The sequence below is a fragment of the Thermodesulfobacterium geofontis OPF15 genome, from assembly GCF_000215975.1.
In the GTDB taxonomy this organism is placed as follows: Bacteria; Desulfobacterota; Thermodesulfobacteria; order Thermodesulfobacteriales; family Thermodesulfobacteriaceae; genus Thermodesulfobacterium; species Thermodesulfobacterium geofontis.
Genome location: NC_015682.1, coordinates 1374712 through 1390675 on the forward strand (window position 1 = coordinate 1374712; position 15964 = coordinate 1390675).

Annotated in this window: 15 protein-coding genes; 1 reads left to right on the forward strand and 14 read right to left on the reverse strand. The window is 28.2% G+C overall.

The genetic code is table 11. The annotated features are described in order from the left end of the window. Positions 1-15: 15 nt before the first annotated feature. Complete coding sequence (hflX, locus tag TOPB45_RS07100; RefSeq protein WP_013910156.1) at positions 16-1794, forward strand: GTPase HflX; 1779 nt, start codon at positions 16-18, stop codon at positions 1792-1794. On the opposite strand, the gene rsfS is transcribed toward hflX, so the two are convergent. Genes rsfS through lptB form a run of 14 tightly spaced genes read right to left on the reverse strand, consistent with a single transcriptional unit; the run spans position 1703 to position 15962 of the window. Then, on the reverse strand, positions 1703-2074 hold the full coding sequence (gene rsfS / locus TOPB45_RS07105) for a ribosome silencing factor (RefSeq protein ID WP_013910157.1): 372 nt from the start codon (positions 2072-2074) through the stop codon (positions 1703-1705). The two genes, hflX and rsfS, sit on opposite strands and share 92 nt — an antisense overlap. Continuing rightward, complete coding sequence (locus TOPB45_RS07110; RefSeq protein ID WP_013910158.1) at positions 2075-2278, reverse strand: DUF6485 family protein; 204 nt, start codon at positions 2276-2278, stop codon at positions 2075-2077. It lies immediately after the preceding gene. Between the two features lie 10 nt (positions 2279-2288). After that, complete coding sequence (gene glmS, locus TOPB45_RS07115) at positions 2289-4133, reverse strand: glutamine--fructose-6-phosphate transaminase (isomerizing) (RefSeq protein ID WP_013910159.1); 1845 nt, start codon at positions 4131-4133, stop codon at positions 2289-2291. A gap of 3 nt (positions 4134-4136) precedes the next feature. Beyond that, on the reverse strand, positions 4137-4439 hold the full coding sequence (locus tag TOPB45_RS07120; protein ID WP_013910160.1) for an HNH endonuclease: 303 nt from the start codon (positions 4437-4439) through the stop codon (positions 4137-4139). A gap of 14 nt (positions 4440-4453) precedes the next feature. Further along, on the reverse strand, positions 4454-5143 hold the full coding sequence (cmk, locus tag TOPB45_RS07125) for a (d)CMP kinase (RefSeq protein ID WP_013910161.1): 690 nt from the start codon (positions 5141-5143) through the stop codon (positions 4454-4456). After that, the gene (gene nusB / locus TOPB45_RS07130) at positions 5130-5576 is read right to left on the reverse strand and encodes a transcription antitermination factor NusB (RefSeq protein WP_013910162.1); all 447 of its coding nucleotides are present in this window, start codon (positions 5574-5576) and stop codon (positions 5130-5132) included. The genes cmk and nusB overlap by 14 nt, the downstream gene beginning before the upstream one ends. A gap of 3 nt (positions 5577-5579) precedes the next feature. Beyond that, the gene (locus TOPB45_RS07135; RefSeq protein ID WP_201763794.1) at positions 5580-6806 is read right to left on the reverse strand and encodes a type I glyceraldehyde-3-phosphate dehydrogenase; all 1227 of its coding nucleotides are present in this window, start codon (positions 6804-6806) and stop codon (positions 5580-5582) included. A gap of 17 nt (positions 6807-6823) precedes the next feature. Continuing rightward, entirely contained in the window at positions 6824-10984 is a 4161-nt protein-coding gene (locus TOPB45_RS07140; RefSeq protein WP_013910164.1) for a PEP/pyruvate-binding domain-containing protein, read from the reverse strand. Positions 10985-10986: 2 nt separating this feature from the next. Continuing rightward, a complete protein-coding gene (locus TOPB45_RS07145) occupies positions 10987-11988 on the reverse strand; it encodes a type I glyceraldehyde-3-phosphate dehydrogenase (RefSeq protein WP_013910165.1) in 1002 nt (333 codons plus the stop codon). Positions 11989-12000: 12 nt separating this feature from the next. Further along, positions 12001-12435, reverse strand: a complete 435-nt coding sequence (gene rimI, locus TOPB45_RS07150) for a ribosomal protein S18-alanine N-acetyltransferase (RefSeq protein WP_013910166.1) — start codon at positions 12433-12435, stop codon at positions 12001-12003. Further along, positions 12419-13297 carry an RNase adapter RapZ gene (gene rapZ / locus TOPB45_RS07155; protein WP_013910167.1) on the reverse strand — a complete coding sequence of 293 codons (879 nt, stop codon included), beginning with the start codon at positions 13295-13297 and terminating at the stop codon, positions 12419-12421. Before rapZ ends, rimI begins: the two co-directional genes overlap by 17 nt. 11 nt (positions 13298-13308) lie before the next feature. Next, a complete protein-coding gene (hpf, locus tag TOPB45_RS08645; protein ID WP_013910168.1) occupies positions 13309-13815 on the reverse strand; it encodes a ribosome hibernation-promoting factor, HPF/YfiA family in 507 nt (168 codons plus the stop codon). Further along, positions 13808-15235, reverse strand: a complete 1428-nt coding sequence (gene rpoN / locus TOPB45_RS07165; RefSeq protein WP_013910169.1) for an RNA polymerase factor sigma-54 — start codon at positions 15233-15235, stop codon at positions 13808-13810. The genes hpf and rpoN overlap by 8 nt, the downstream gene beginning before the upstream one ends. A gap of 10 nt (positions 15236-15245) precedes the next feature. After that, entirely contained in the window at positions 15246-15962 is a 717-nt protein-coding gene (lptB, locus tag TOPB45_RS07170; RefSeq protein WP_013910170.1) for an LPS export ABC transporter ATP-binding protein, read from the reverse strand. Between the last annotated feature and the right edge of the window lie 2 nt (positions 15963-15964).

A 15964-nucleotide genomic window follows, 5' to 3' on the forward strand; every position in this document is an offset into this window, starting at 1 on the left:
TTATTTAGGAGGTAGATGGGCTCTCAAATTTTTGGAAATACTATAGGTTTAAAACCAAGTGAGTTAAAGAAATTAGAAAAATTATATAGACGTAAAGTTCCTCCCACATCTATTATCACTCATGAATTAGCTAAGGAAATTTCTCAAATCTCTGCAGAAATAAATCGTCAAGTTGGAATTCTTATAAATAGAAAAGGAGAAATTGATTATGTAATAGTAGGTACCTTTAATAGAATTGAAATTCCTGAACTCAAAGGCTATCGTGATCATATAGCAAGACTGAAGGGTTTAAGATGTATTCATACTCATCTTATTAACTCTCAAAATGACAAAACTAAACCTTCAGGTCTTGATCAGGATGATCTTATTGATTTAGCATTTCTAAGACTGGATTTGATAGGTGCTTTGGAAGTAAAACCTGATGGAGAACCTGGAAAAATCTATATTGCCCATATATTACCTGATCCTGAATTTTTTAAAGGGGCTCTTCTTGATCAAGAAGAAAAATTCTTTTATTTTTTAAAACCCTGCTATGTATGGGAACTTAAAGAAAATTTTTTAGAGCTTATCAAAAATTTGGAAGATGAATTAGACAGAATTAGACCTCTTAAGGAAATTGGTGAAAATAAAGACCGTGCAATTCTTATTTTTATTAAAGAACCTAAGGATATATATTTAGAAGAAAAAATGGAAGAGCTTGAAGAACTTGCAAGGACTGCAGGAGTTAGTGTAGTAGGAAAGGTTGTTCAAAAAAGAGTGTCCCCTGATCCAAAATATGTTATAGGTAAAGGAAAACTTGTTGAAGTTATGATTTTAGCTATGAGAAATAGAGCTAATTTACTTATATTTGATAGAGAACTTACTCCTTCTCAAGTAAGGGCTTTAACTGAAGTTACAGATTTAAGAGTTATAGATAGAACTCAATTGATTCTTGATATATTTGCTCAAAGAGCATCTTCAAGAGAAGGAAAAATCCAAGTTGAAATTGCTCAGCTAAGGTATGCTTTACCTCGTCTTAGAGCTAAAGATGATGCTTTCTCCCGTTTAACTGGAGGAATTGGAGGAAGAGGACCAGGAGAAACTAAATTAGAAATAGACAGAAGAAGAATTAAAGATAAAATTGCAAAACTGGAAAGAGAGTTAAGCAAAATTTCACAAGAAAGGGAATTAAGAAGAAAAAGAAGAAAAAAACTTAATTTTAAAGTAGTGTCTCTTATTGGTTATACAAATGCTGGGAAAACAACTTTACTTAATACCTTAGCTAAAACCAATTATCTTGCAGAGGATAAACTTTTTGCTACCTTAGATCCTGTTACAAAATTGATAAAAACTAAAAACGGAAAGGTATTTCTTCTTACAGATACAGTAGGATTTATAAGAGACCTTCCTGAAGATCTTAAAAAAGCTTTTAAAGCAACCTTAGAAGAACTTTATTCAGCTGACATCCTTTTACATATAGTTGATATTTCCCATCCTGATTTTGAAAATCATATAAAGGCTGTTGAACAAATTCTCGAAGAAATGGATCTTTTACATATACCCAAAATTTTGGTATTTAATAAAATAGACCTTCTTGAAAATAAAGAAAATTTTTCACCTCTTTGGTTAAAAAATTTAGTTTCCAAATATAATGCTATTCCTATTTCTGCTAAAAAGGGAATAAATTTAGATTTACTTATAGAGGCTATAGAAAATTGGTTAACTATTCTTGAGAAAGAGAAGCCCGAAAATTTTCCTGTCTTTTCCGAGGAGGAAAATCTCCCCAAAGTTCCTCGAGAGCATAGATTTTTCTAATAGGTTCATAAAATATGTGAAGAATTACTGTTTCATAATCCATTACAATCCATTGTCCCAATTCTAAACCTTCTATACCAAGTGGTTTAATATCTAATTTTTCTAATTCCAAGGAAATAAATTCACAAATTCCTTGAGCATGTTTTGTAGAACGGGAACTACAAATTATAAAAAAATCTGCATAATCTACTTTTTTTCTTACATCTATTAAAGTTATTTCTTCAGCTTTTTTTGATTCTAAAAGGTCTACAATTATTTTAGCTAAACTTTCACTTTTCATTTATATTTTTCCCTGCTTAACTAATTTAGCAAATAATTCAAAACTTCTATCATAAGTTTTTTCATATTCAGGAGGGAAACAACAAGCAGGCAATTGTCTCATTTTTAAATGATAATGCAAGCATTCACAACACATACCCTTTTTGGGACAGGGTTCATAGGTACAATTACACCTTTTTAAATTTTGCTCTTTTCTACATTCCATAATCTACCCCCTATTCTACGGTTACACTTTTGGCAAGGTTGCGAGGTTTATCTACATCACATCCCCTTAAAACTGCCATTTCATAAGCAAAAAGTTGTAAAGGAATTACGTAAAATATAGGCAAAAATTCATAAAAAGTTGAAGGAATCTCTACTAAATCTTCAGATAGCTTCTTAAATTCCTCTGAATTTTCCGAAACAAAGGCTATAATAGGCCCCCTTCTTGATCTCACTTCTTCAGCATTGGCAAGTGTTTTTTCATAAGTTATTCCTGTTTCTTTAGCAGCAAGAACTACAGTTGGGAATTTTTCATCTATCAAAGCTATAGGTCCATGTTTCATTTCTCCTGCAGCATATCCCTCTGCATGAATATAAGAAATTTCTTTTAATTTAAGCGCACCCTCAAGGGCTATAGGATACAAAATGTTTCTTCCCAAATAAAGACAATTTTCTACATTATACCATTTTTTAGCTATTTTTTTAACTTTTAAATGAACTTCTTTTACAAATTTTTCAAGCAATTGGGGAAGCTTTATTAAAATATTTATTTTTTCAGCTTTTTCGTTTTCTTTATAAAACATTGCTTTTAAATAAAAAGTTAAAAGAATAAAAATTAATATTTGAGTAATAAATGCTTTTGTGGAAGCTACACTAATTTCAGGTCCTGCCTGAGTATAAAGAACTACATCACTTTCTCTGGCAATAGTACTTCCTAAAACATTACAAATAGACAATATCTTAGCATCAAGTTGCTTAGCAAGTCTTAAGCTTGCTAAGGTATCAGCAGTTTCTCCAGATTGAGAAACAGCAATAAATAAAGTATTAGAATTTATTAAAGGATGTCTGTAACGAAATTCAGAAGCAAGATCAACTTCTACTGGAATTTTTAAATTTTTTTCTATCAAATACTTTGCTACTAATCCAGCATGATAAGATGTTCCACAAGCAACTATAAAAATTTTTTCTATATTTTCAAAAAATTCCTTTTTGAGCCCCTCTTTTGAAAAGTCTATAGCTTTTCTATCTAAATCTATTCTACCTAAAAGTGTATGTTTTACAGCTTCTGGTTGTTCATAAATTTCCTTTAAAAGAAAATGTGGGAATCCTCCCTTTTCTGCAGAAGCAAGATCCCAAGAAATAATTGTAGGAGTTCTTTCTATCTTATTTCCTTCTAAATCAAAAATTTCAACCTTATCTTTAGATAATATAGCTACTTCTCCGTCATTTAAAAATAAAACCTTTTTAGTAAAGGGAAGAAGAGCAGGGATATCTGAAGCTAAAAAATTTTCTCCATCTCCTAATCCTATCACTACAGGACTAAGATTACGAGCAACCATTATAAGATCGGGATTTTCTTTAGAAATAAGACCAATTGCATAGGCTCCTTTTAGTCTTTTTAACGCTGAAAAAAAAGCTGTTTTTAGATCTAATTCTTGATTTATGTAATCTTCTACTAAATGAACTATCACTTCTGTATCTGTTGCTGAATTAAATTTATGCCCCTTTTCTTGAAGCTCCCTTTTTAATTCATAATAATTTTCAATAATTCCATTATGTACTAAAGCAAGTATTCCTTTACAATCAATATGAGGATGAGCATTTTCATCAGAAGGTTCTCCATGAGTAGCCCAACGAGTATGCCCAAGCCCTGGAGCTTTTGGTTTTTGAGGAAAATTGTTAAAAATTTTTTCTTCTAAATTAAATACTTTACCTTTTACTTTTATTACTCTTATATTTTCATCTTCTAAAAATACCACTCCAGCAGAATCATACCCTCTATATTCTAATCTTCTTAAACCCTCCAAAAGTACAGGCAAAACTTGTCTTTCCCCTATGTATCCTATAATACCGCACATCAATTAACTCCTATTTCTGTTCTTTAAATTTTTTAAATATTCTTCCCATTCCCAAGGAAGTAAATATTTCTTTTTGTTATTACATTCTTTACATGCTGGAACTATATTAATTCTCTCTGAAGTTCCACCACGAGATAAAGGAATTTTATGATCCATAGTGAGTTCTTCAGGTTTAACTTTTTTTCCACAGTAATAACATATTCCTCTTTCTAATTGTTTTCTCCACCATCTTGTATTTTTGAGTTTTCTTGCTTTGGCCTTTTCTCTTTTTATAAATTCCTCACAACTTAAAACTTCTTTTTTCATATTCCCTTCAAACTTTATTTAATAATTTTTAAAATTTCATTTAAAACTTCCTCTGGAGTCAAATTGGAAGTGTCTATAATATAAGCTCCTTCAGGAATAATTAAAGGTGCTACCTCCCTCTGACTATCTAATTTGTCTCTAAATTTTATATTATTAAAAACTTTTTCATATAAATTTTTATCCTTATAAATCACTTTTCCCATTTTTTCTTTAAGTCTTCTCTGTGCCCTTATTTCTTCATTAGCAGTTAGAAATATTTTTATATCTGCATAAGGAAAGACAAAACTTCCCATGTCTCTTCCCTCAGTAATTAAGCTATCTTCTTTACCAAGTTTTCTCATAATTTCAGTTAAAAATTCTCTAACCTTTTTATTTGCAGAAACTTGAGAAACCATATTTTCTACTTCTTCTTTTCTTAGTTCATCTTTTATCAATTTTCCATTCCAATAAATAAATGTTCCCTCTGATGTTAATTCTATTTTCACTTTTTGAAAAGCTTCTTTTAAAAAATTAATTAATAAATCTTCATTTTCCATATAAGTTTGGATGGATTTTTCTGATTTTATTAAAAGATAAGTTACAAATCTATATAAAGCTCCTGATTCTAATAAGGGGACCTTAAATTTTTGAGCTATCATTTTAGCTACAGTTGTTTTACCTGAAGAAGCAGGACCATCTATAGTGATGATTTTAAATTTTTTCATCTCCTTTATGATCTTCAACCTTTATTTTAATTTCCTTTTTATAAATATTATCTAAAACTCCATTTATAAAAGCTGGGGAATCATCAGTTCCATAAAGTTTAGCAAGTTCTATAGCTTCATTTATAGAAACAATCTCTGGAATATCTGGTCTAAAAAACATCTCATAAATTGCCAATCTAAGGATATTTTTATCTGTAAGATTTAATCTTTCTAAGGGCCAAGAAGAAGGAATATATTTTTTAATTATATTGTCTATAAATTCTATATTTTCGTCTACTCCAAGAGCTAATTCTTGGGCAAAATCTAATATTTCATCGTCTTTTACACCAAAATAATTTTTGTAATTACTTATAGCTTCATGGATAGGTATTTGGGCTGTTTCTTTTTGATAAAGAATTTGAAGTGCTATTTCTCTTCCTTTTCTTCTCTTCATAAATTATATCATCTTTTCAGCAATAAAAACAGTAAGATCACCCATTAAGTTAGTATAAGACCCTAATTCATTATCATACCATCCATAAACTACTACTTGAGTAATAGGTATTTCAACATGGGTACAAACAGTTTGACCTATTTCTGGAAGGGCTTTACAAATATCCACCTTAGCTAAAGCTGTGCGGGTATGGGTTTCAGCTCCTTCAATAATTGCTGCAGCTCTTGGATAACCTATAATATCTGAGGAGACATTTTGTTCCATAGTAAATATAAGATAATCTTTATATTTTGTGTTTGCTGCTTCCTCATATATTTTATTTATTAAATCCCTGGTAATACGATTTTCCAAACTTTCATCTTGAATATTCACTGTAAGGATAATAAGACTTCCTGTAGTAGTTGGAACTCTTACACTTTCAGCCATGAATCCAATTTTTTGCATCTCAGGTATAACAAGTCCCAAAGCTTCAGCTGCACCAGTAGTAGTTAAAATAATATTATTAAAAACACTCCTCATTCTTCTTAAATCTCCTTTTCCTTCCTTAGGAAGTCTATCCAAAACCACCTGTGAACTTGTAACTGCATGAACTGTAACCATAGAAGCTGAGAGTATTCTATCTGAACCAAAGTAATCAAGCAAAGGTTTAACCATATAGGCTAAACAAGTAGTTGTACAAGAGGCTGAAGAAATAATATTATGTTTATTTGGCTGATAAACCTCTTCATTAATACCATAAACAATAGTTACTGCATCTTCTGGAATTCCCTTTTCCTTATCTCTTATTTTAAAAGGTGCAGAAACTATTACCTTTTCAGCTCCTGCTAAAAGATGTCCTCTAACTGAACCTTTAGGATCTTCTGGATCTATATTAGGATCTCTAAATTTTCCAGAACATTCTACTACAAGTTTTACCCCTTCTTTTCTCCAATCGATCTCTTTTGGATTTCTAGTTTTTCTTAAAATTTTCACCTTAATTCCATCTACATACATGGTTCCTTCTTTTTCGTCTAAATTTTCAATTACTCTTTTTCCTTTATGTCCATAAAGATATACTTGCAACCATCCATAAGTACTATCTTTTTCTATATAACTTGCTATATCAGAAAAAGAAGTCCCTACCTCCCTTCCTACATTTACTACTATTTCATCAAAGTATTTTCTTGCTACATGATGCCAAAGTGTTAATTTACCTATTCTTCCAAATCCATTTATACCCAATTTTTTCATATTTTCACCCCCCTCTTTCATTTTTCTCTATTTTTAGCTAATTCTTCTATTTTCCCTTTAAAAATTTGCCCAGTTATACCATTTAATGTAATCCAATCGCCTAACTTTAAAATATATCCGTTAATTTTAGCCTCTTTTTTAATTTCATTTATACTTAAATTTTCACAGCCCACTACACACACTTTACCAAGTCTTGAAGCTACAATAGCTGCATGTGAAGTCTGTCCTCCTCTTGCAGTAAGTATTCCATTTACTAAGGATATTTCTTTAATATTATCTGGAACTGTGTCATATCTCAATAAAATTAAAGGTTCATTAGTTGATTTAAATTCTAATATATCTTCCAAAGAAAACACAATTCTTCCAGAGATAAAACCTCCAGAAACACCTATTCCTTTTCCTATCACCTCTAAATTTTCCAATAATTTCTTATCAAAGAAAGGAATATCTTTTTCTTCTCTTAAAATAATATCTCTTACTTGAAGAATATAAAGATCTTCAGGATCTTCGCTTTCAAAGGTAAACTCAATTTCTTGATGTCCCCATTCTTTTTCATAAACTAAATAATAAGCAAATTTTAAAAGGGCTTTATAGATTTCAGGGAAAGCCTCTTCTAAGGATGGACCTTCTCTATTTTCTATTTTTCTTTGTTCTAAAGAGATAGGATAAGCATTAACTAACCCGGATACAATATCTTCTCCCTGATTATAGGGTGTATAATCTCCCCATAAAATAATTCTTGGAAATTTACCCACAGGTGAAGTGGTTAAAGTAACTCCGGTTCCTGAAGAAAGCATTTTATTACCAAATACCATCTGCTGAACTATAACTGCTGTTCCCCATTCTTCAGAAAGCTGCATAATTTCTCTATAAGCATTAGCTTTATAATTATGCCAAGAATTAAAAATAAGTTCTATGCCTTTAAAAAGTTGTTCCCAAGGATCATCTATAATATAGACTCCTAATTTTTCTACGGAGGTTTTATATAATAAAGCTAATTCTCTCATTTGTTCTCCAGCAAAATCTTTCTTTTTCTTTACTTTATATTTTCTTTTATGTTCCCTCATAAGATTATTAAAGAAATCGCGTGGAATTCCATAAGACATTGCCCAACTTTGAATAAATCTTCTATAAGTATCCCATGCAAACCAGGGATTTTTACTTGTTTCTGCTAATCCCTCTATGATCTCTTCATTTACACCTACATTTAAAAGGGTACTCATCATACCTGGCATAGAAAGTGCTGAACCACTTCTTATACTAAAAAGTAAGGGATTTTTTTTATCACCAAACTTTTTGTTAGTTAAATTTTCTAAAATTTTCACATGTTCTCTTATTTTTGCTTCATAATCCTCCCAAAGTTCTTTATATTTTTTTATTAGTTTATAACATCTAAAAACTTCTGTAGTTAAAATAAATCCATAAGGGATCTTTATACCTGTATTTCCTTCTTTAGCAAGAAGGGTAAGATTATAACCTTTGTTCCCTAAATAAAGAAGGTCATTAACAAAAGGATTAGGTTTATGAATAAGAGAAAGAGTTCTTCTTGAATCATAGCTCATAAGTAGATTCAAATCTTCAATATCAATCCTCTCTGCATAAGAAGAAAATAGATAGTATATTTTTTTAAGAAATTTGTCTAAATATTTTAAAACAAAACCATTATCTATGAGTTCCCTAATAATAATCTCACTTATGCAAAAATAGGCTTCTTCTCTATTATGGAGGTTTTTGAAGCATCTTTTATATTTTTCTAAAATATCTTCAGGATTAAGCGCTTCAAAAACTAAGGGAAATACTTTTAAAAAAGGACTTACATAATAGGCTTGTATAACATGCTGGACTCCATCAATTAGACCTCTAAAAATATCTAAGTATTGTTTATAAGAAAGAGGGTAACTTTTTAGTGAACTTTCTAAAAGACTTAAATAGGTATCAAATTTTTGAGAAAGAATACCATCAATATATAAAGCCTTCCTAAATAATTTTAAGATTTTTAAAATTCTAAAAAATGAAGCTTTTGTAATAAAACTTAATTCAAAATTATCTAATAGTTTCTCAAACAAATTATTTATTAAATATTCAATTCTAAAAGTTAAACCGAGCGCATCGAACTTTTTTTCCTTATATCTCCCATACATAGAGGGTATATCAACTGCTATATGTCTTTTAATTAATATCTGTTCTACAGGAGTAAATTTTTCTGGGGATAAAATGATATTTTCTTTTAAATCCTTTAACCATAACAATAACTTATCTATTTTTTTCTCAATTTCTAATTTTTTATTGAGAAGCAACTCCCTTAATTCAGAAAGAAAAGAAAACTCATCTATTGAATATTGAGCTAAAAATGTGTCTACATCTTCTAATACACCGTAATATTTTTGATACTCTAACTTATAAAGATATATAATTAAATAAAGTTTATTCTTATAAATTTGGTCAAAATTTATATCTTCTATATAAGATTTTATCTGATTTAATTCTTCTGCTAAAATAGATTTAAGATTCTCTTTACCAGATTTTTCAAGTAAGAGTTTTATTAAACTTTGCATCTTTAAATGGTATTCTTTTTCGTGATTAATTATTTTTTCATAGATTTCTTCAGGTAGATATTTTTTAATGAAGTTCCCATCAAGAGTTAACCAATAATTCAAAATGTCTTTAATAAAATTTACTGCTAAGCTTGAATTTTCTATATGAATAAATTTTCTTAAAAAGTGAATTAAACTATCTTTTCTTTGAAATATTTCATCTACTTCTGTAGAAAGGTCTCTTATTAATCCTTCTGCTCCAATCTCATTATAATAAACAGGCAAGATTTTACAAAATTGTTTTACTAAATTATAAACAGGTTTTATAGGGGAGTTTAAAAGGTGGGTTATCTCTCTTTGAAAAAGATCGGTATCTTTGATAGATACTCCATATAGTTTTAGATTTAATATAAGTGCTGAAAGAAGACTGCTACACCATTCAGGATTTACTTTAAATATTTCTAACCATGTTTTAATATTTAAGAGATGATTAGAATTTTGCCTAATCCTCCAATTAACATCAATCCCTTTAATTTGCGGAGGTTGGAAACCAAATTTTATAATTTCATTTATAAGAACTTCAATCAAATACACATCTTTTTTATTTAAAATGCATATCCCTATATTTTTTATACATTCCAAGGCTGTACATGGATAAAGATTAAGTTTTTCTTTTAGAATTTTAAAAAATTGAATTAAAAATTCATCTAAATTCTGAGAAGGTTTTAAATTGATTAAATAAATAAGATTTTTATTAACCTCTCTTATTAATTCTTCATGAATAAGTTTAAGGATAGGAGTTTCTATAAGCTTAAATAAAAAAAGAATTTTCTTTTCTTCTGGAAAAATAGAATCATCCAAGGAATTGATGAAATGTATAAGGCTCTTTAACTCCCTGAGAAGATCTAAATGGTCTGGTAGCTTAAGTAAATTAGTTAAGTTAAACTCAGAAGTGAGTAATTTTTCAATTAATTCATTAAAATAGGAAGTTTTTAAAATGAACTTTTCTTTTATATCCGAGATTTCTAACTTATCTATATCTTTTTCTACAAATTTTTTCCAAAGATTATAAGTAAAAATATAGGATCTTGTAAGTAAAGCCTTACAAACTTCTTCTATTTCAGGAGATAAATAAAAACGGGTACATTTAAAAATTAATTTTTTAAAAGAATAATAATTTTCTAAAAAGTTTAAGAAATATTTTTCTGGAAGATTAGTTAAAGCTTTTAAAATTTCTTTAACAACCGGTGAAATTTCTTTAAATGTATCTTCATCTACAAGATCTATCGTTTTATCAAGAACTGAAAAGATTGTTTCGGCTGTTTTAATATTTAAATCTTCTTCCTCACCAAAAAATCTAAATAAAATATCAAAGGTCAACCAATATCCCTGAATCTTTTGATTATGTTTAAGAAGAAGAGGAAGGTTTTTTAAAATAAAACTTCTAAATTCTTCTAAAACTAAATTATTATTTTTATAGGGATGAAAAATTTCTCTTAGTAAAAGCTTTATCTGCTTTTGTAAAGCTGGAAAATTAGAAAATATTTCTAAAAAAATGTTATATTTAGGTTCGTACTGAACTTCTTTTACAAAAGTATGAGTTAAATTAATTAATAGGGCTTTAGAAGTAAATTTATCATTCATCTTTAAACTTCCTTTTCGCTTATATAGTTTATTAAATCAAGCACTCTCACTGAATAACCCCATTCATTATCATACCAAGCTAATAATTTTATTAAATTTTTACCTATTACCTTAGTATTTAGCCCATCAACAATGGTACTATATGTCTCTCCAATAATGTCTGAAGAGACTATAGGTTCTTCGGTATAAGCTAAATATTTATTTTGATTTTCTTTGAAAAGTTTATTTATTTCTGCAGGAGTAGTTTCTCCTTTTATTAAAATAACAAAATCGTTTAAAGACACATCAGGAACAGGAACCCTTATACAAAAACCTTCAATTTTCCCTCTTAAAATTGGTAAAACCTTTATTATGGTTTCAAAATCTATATTTACGGGAACTATATTTAATGGAGCTGATCTTGCTCTTCTAAAATCCTTAGGATGAACCATATCCAGAAGTCTTTGGGTATTAGTATAAGCGTGAATGCTACTTAAATAACATTTTTCTATTTCATAGTATTTCATTAAAAGATTTAATAAAGGGGTAGCGGCATTGGAAATACATGAAGATGTGGAAATAATATAATGTTTGAGTGGATCATATTTTTCCTCATTTACCCCCATAACTATAGTAATATCCTCATTTATAGCAGGAGCTGTAATAATTACCCTTTTAACACCTCTAAGAAAATGTTTTCTTGCTAAGGATCCGTCAGTAAATTTTCCTGTAGCCTCTATTACATAATCTATTTTTTCTTCATCCCAAGGAATTCTTTCAGGATCAGGTTCTTGAAATATTCTTATTTTTTTATCTCCTATCTTTATGTATTCCTTTTTTACTTCTACTTGATAAGTTAACTTTCCAAATACTGAATCATATTTAAACAAATAGGCTAACATCTCTGGAGAAGAAAGATCATTTATAGCTACTATGTCAAAATTTTTAAAATCAGGATATTTAAGTTTTGCTCTTAAAATAGTTCTACCAATTCTACCAAATCCATTAATTCCTATTCTTAGCATAATTCTTAACTTTTAAATTTCTTTTACCATTACAATCGCTTCTTCATTACCATAATAATTTTTTCTTCTATACATTTCTTTAAATCCTAATTTCTTATAAAAATTATAGGCAGATAAATTAGAGGCTTTTACTTCTAAAAATATTTTACTTATATTTTTTTCTTTAGCAATTTCTATTAGTTTTTGCATAAGTTTAGTACCTACTCCTTTTCTTTGATATTCCTTTCTTACTCCAATTTTTAAAATCTCAATTTCAGGTTCAATTTCTCTAAAAATAAGATATCCGATAATTTCTTCTTTTTCTTTAAAAACTAAAATTTTTGAAAAATCATTTTTGAACTCTCTTAAAATTTGAAAATAAGACCACTTTTCTTCAAAAAATAGATCTCTTTCTAATTCTGAAATAATTCGTAAATCTTTTTCTTCTGCCTCATAAATGAGACACATCTTTTTCTATATCTCTATAGGTTTTAACTATTTCTATATCTGAATATTTCTCCTCTAATCTTTGAGATAAGATCTCTATAATAGCTGGGGATCTATGCCTTCCACCTGTACAACCAATACCTATAGTTAAATACTTCCTATTTTCTTTACAATAAAAAGGAATTAACCATTCTAAAAAAGACTCTAAATATTCTATAAATTTTAAAGTTTCAGAAAAATTTAATAAATAATCTATAACTTCTTTATCTTTACCACTTAAGGGTTTTAAGGAGGGAATAAAATAAGGATTGGGTAAAAATCTTACGTCAAATAAAAAACTTGCTTCATAAGGAATCCCATATTTATAACCAAATCCTATAAAATGGAGAATTAAATTTTTGTGAGCCTCCCTTTCCTTATAAAGTCTAAAGATTTCATTTCTTAATTGATGAACATTAAAATTTGAAGTATCTATAATAGAGTTTGCTATTTCTTTTAGATCACCTAAAAGCTCCCTTTCTTTTTCAATAGCCTCTTCCAAACTTTTTATTTTTCCTTTCATTAAAGGATGAATCCTTCTTGTTTGGTTAAATCTAGTAATAATTACATCATTTCTTGCATCTAAAAACAGGATCTCAAAATTATATCCCTTTTCTTTTAAGCTTTTGAAAACTTCCGGATATTCTTTCAAAAAATATTTATCTCTTATGTCCATTACCAAAGCAATATTTTTATCTTCTAAACTTTCTTTAACTTCTTCCAAAAACTGTAAAAGAAGTCTTATAGGGAAATTATCAATAGAAAGATATCCAATGTCTTCAAAAGCTTTTAAAGATGTACTTTTACCAGATCCAGAAAGACCTGTAATTATAACTATATTCATAAAAAGGAATTTTAAGAAATTTCAGGAACAACAATTACAGGTTTATCTTTTTCTAAATAGATTAGACAAACCTTTTCATAATCGGTATTATAAAAAAGCATAAAGCTGTCTTTATTTTTTTCAAACCATTCCAGAGCTTCTTGAGTAGACATAGGATTAATTTTTACAGTTTTTATAGTATAACTCTCTTCTTCTAATATAGGAGAAACTGTTTCAACAGCTCTTTTTCTAAATTCTTTTCTCTTTTCTTTAAATTTCTTAATTTGTTTTTCTAAAGTTTCATATGCTAAATCTATAGCTTCATAAATATCTGAAGTTTCTTCTTTAGCAATTATATTTTCTCCGTCTCCACTTACAATTACTTCTACCAGTTCTCTAAATTTTTCTCTTTTAAAAATTACTTGAATATTAACAGGTCCTTCAAAATATTTTTCAAATTTCCTAAATTTTTTTTCAGCATAGTTTTTAATTGCCTCTGATGAATCCATTCCTTTAAAAGTAAAATTAAATTCAATCATAAAATACCCCCCTTTCTCTATTGTTTTTAGAAATCTTTCTTTCTCTTATAGAGGGAATTTGGAGTTCTTCTCTATATTTAGTTACGGTGCGTCTTGCAATATTAATTCCGTATTTTTCTTTTAATATTTTAGATATAGCACTATCACTTAAAGGCTTTGATGGATTTTCTCCATTTATAATTTCTCTTATATAATCTTTAATAGCTTTTGCTGATAATTCTTCTCCTTCTTTACTTTTATAACCTATAGAAAAGAAAAATTTTAAAGGAAATAATCCTTTGGGAGTTTGAACATATTTTTGATTTATAATCCTACTAATAGTTGATTCATGTAAATGGACTTCCTCTGCAACATCTTTTAAAGTTAAAGGCTTTAAAAATTTTATTCCCTTTTCCAAAAATTCTTTTTGATATTTTAAAATAGCTTCTCCAACCTTATAAAGATTGGAATATCTACTATCTAAAGCTTTCAAAAGATCTTCAGCATCTTTAAGTTTTTGTTTAAGAAATTTTTTAACTCTGGGATTATTACCAAAATCTTTTTTCTTTTTTAAAAAATTCTTATAATAATTATTCAATCTAACTATAAATGGACCCTCCTTTACCACTTCCACTTTCCATTCATTTTCTTCCTTATAAAAAATTAAATCAGGTTCTATATAGAGAGTGTTTACATCAAAATAATTTCTTGCAGGGTAAGGTTCTAATTGTTTAATTACTTCTAAAGCACTTTCAATTTCTTTTTCATTATATCCATATAAATTTTTGAAATAATCTATACCCTTGGGTATTTCTTCTAAATGTTTTTCTACTAAAATATAAGGTATTGAACTTTTATCATAACCTATAAATTCAAGTTGAGTAAGCAAACATTCTTTTAAATTCAGGGAAGCAACTCCTACAGGATCAAGAAATTTTATAATATTTCTTATTTTTTCTACTTTTTCCAAAGAAACATTAAATTCTTTTGCAATTTCCTCTAAAGATATTCTTAAATAACCTTTATCATCTAAATTCCCAATAATATAATAGGCTATATCTTTTTCTAAAGGTGTAAGTTCTTTTAAATTAATTTGCCATAAAAGATAATCTATAAGTTTTTCTTCAGCTTTAAGTGTTTTTTCCCAATTCCACTCTTCTTCAGGTTCCTCTTTACCAAAATAAAATCTTTTCTCTATCAGTTCTTCCTCAAAATTAACCTCTTCTTTAAGCTTAATCTCTTCAAAATAGCTTTCTTCAATATAATTATTTTCTGGAAGATCTTTATATTCAAGCTCTAAAAAGGGGTTACTTTGAACTTCTTGAAGTAAAAAATTATGTAAATCTAAAATATTTAATTGTAATACCTTTAAAACAAGCTTAAGCTGAGGTGTAAGTATTAACTGAGGTTTAAGTTTTAACTCGTTTTTTAACTCTATCATTTTTTACTTTTTACATAAAAAATTTTTCACCTAAAAATTTTTCCTTTACCAAATCATTTTCTAAAATTTCTTCAGGAGTCCCCTTTCCTATTATTTCTCCACTTGCAATTACATAACCTTTATCACAGATTTTAAGTGTATCCCTTACATTATGATCTGAAATTAATATACCTATTTTCTCATTTTTTAGGGTTTCAAGAATCTCTTTTAGCTGTGCTACACCAATTGGATCTATTCCTGCAAAGGGTTCATCTAAAAGTATAAATTGTGGTTCAATTAAAAGGGCTCTTACTATTTCAACTTTTCTTTTTTGCCCTCCTGAAAGAGTATAAGTTTTTTGATTTAATATATCCTTAAGATCAAACAATTCTACATAATATTCAAGTTTATCTTTTATTTTTTTTAGATTATTTTTAAATCTTTCTAACACAATTTTGAAATTTTCAGCTACTGTAAGTTTTCTAAATACTGAAGATTCTTGAGGCAAATAGATTATACCCTTTTTTGCTCTTTCAGCTACATCTAAATGAGTAATAGGTTCTTCCCTAAGGATAATTTGACCATTATCTGGTTTTAAGAAGCCTGCAATAATATAAAAGCAAGTAGTTTTACCTGCTCCATTAGGACCTAAAAGTCCTACAATCTCACCTTGCTTAATTTGTAAAGATACATCTTTAACTACTAACCTTTTCTTAAAAGATTTTCTTAAATTTTCAGCTTTTAGCATAA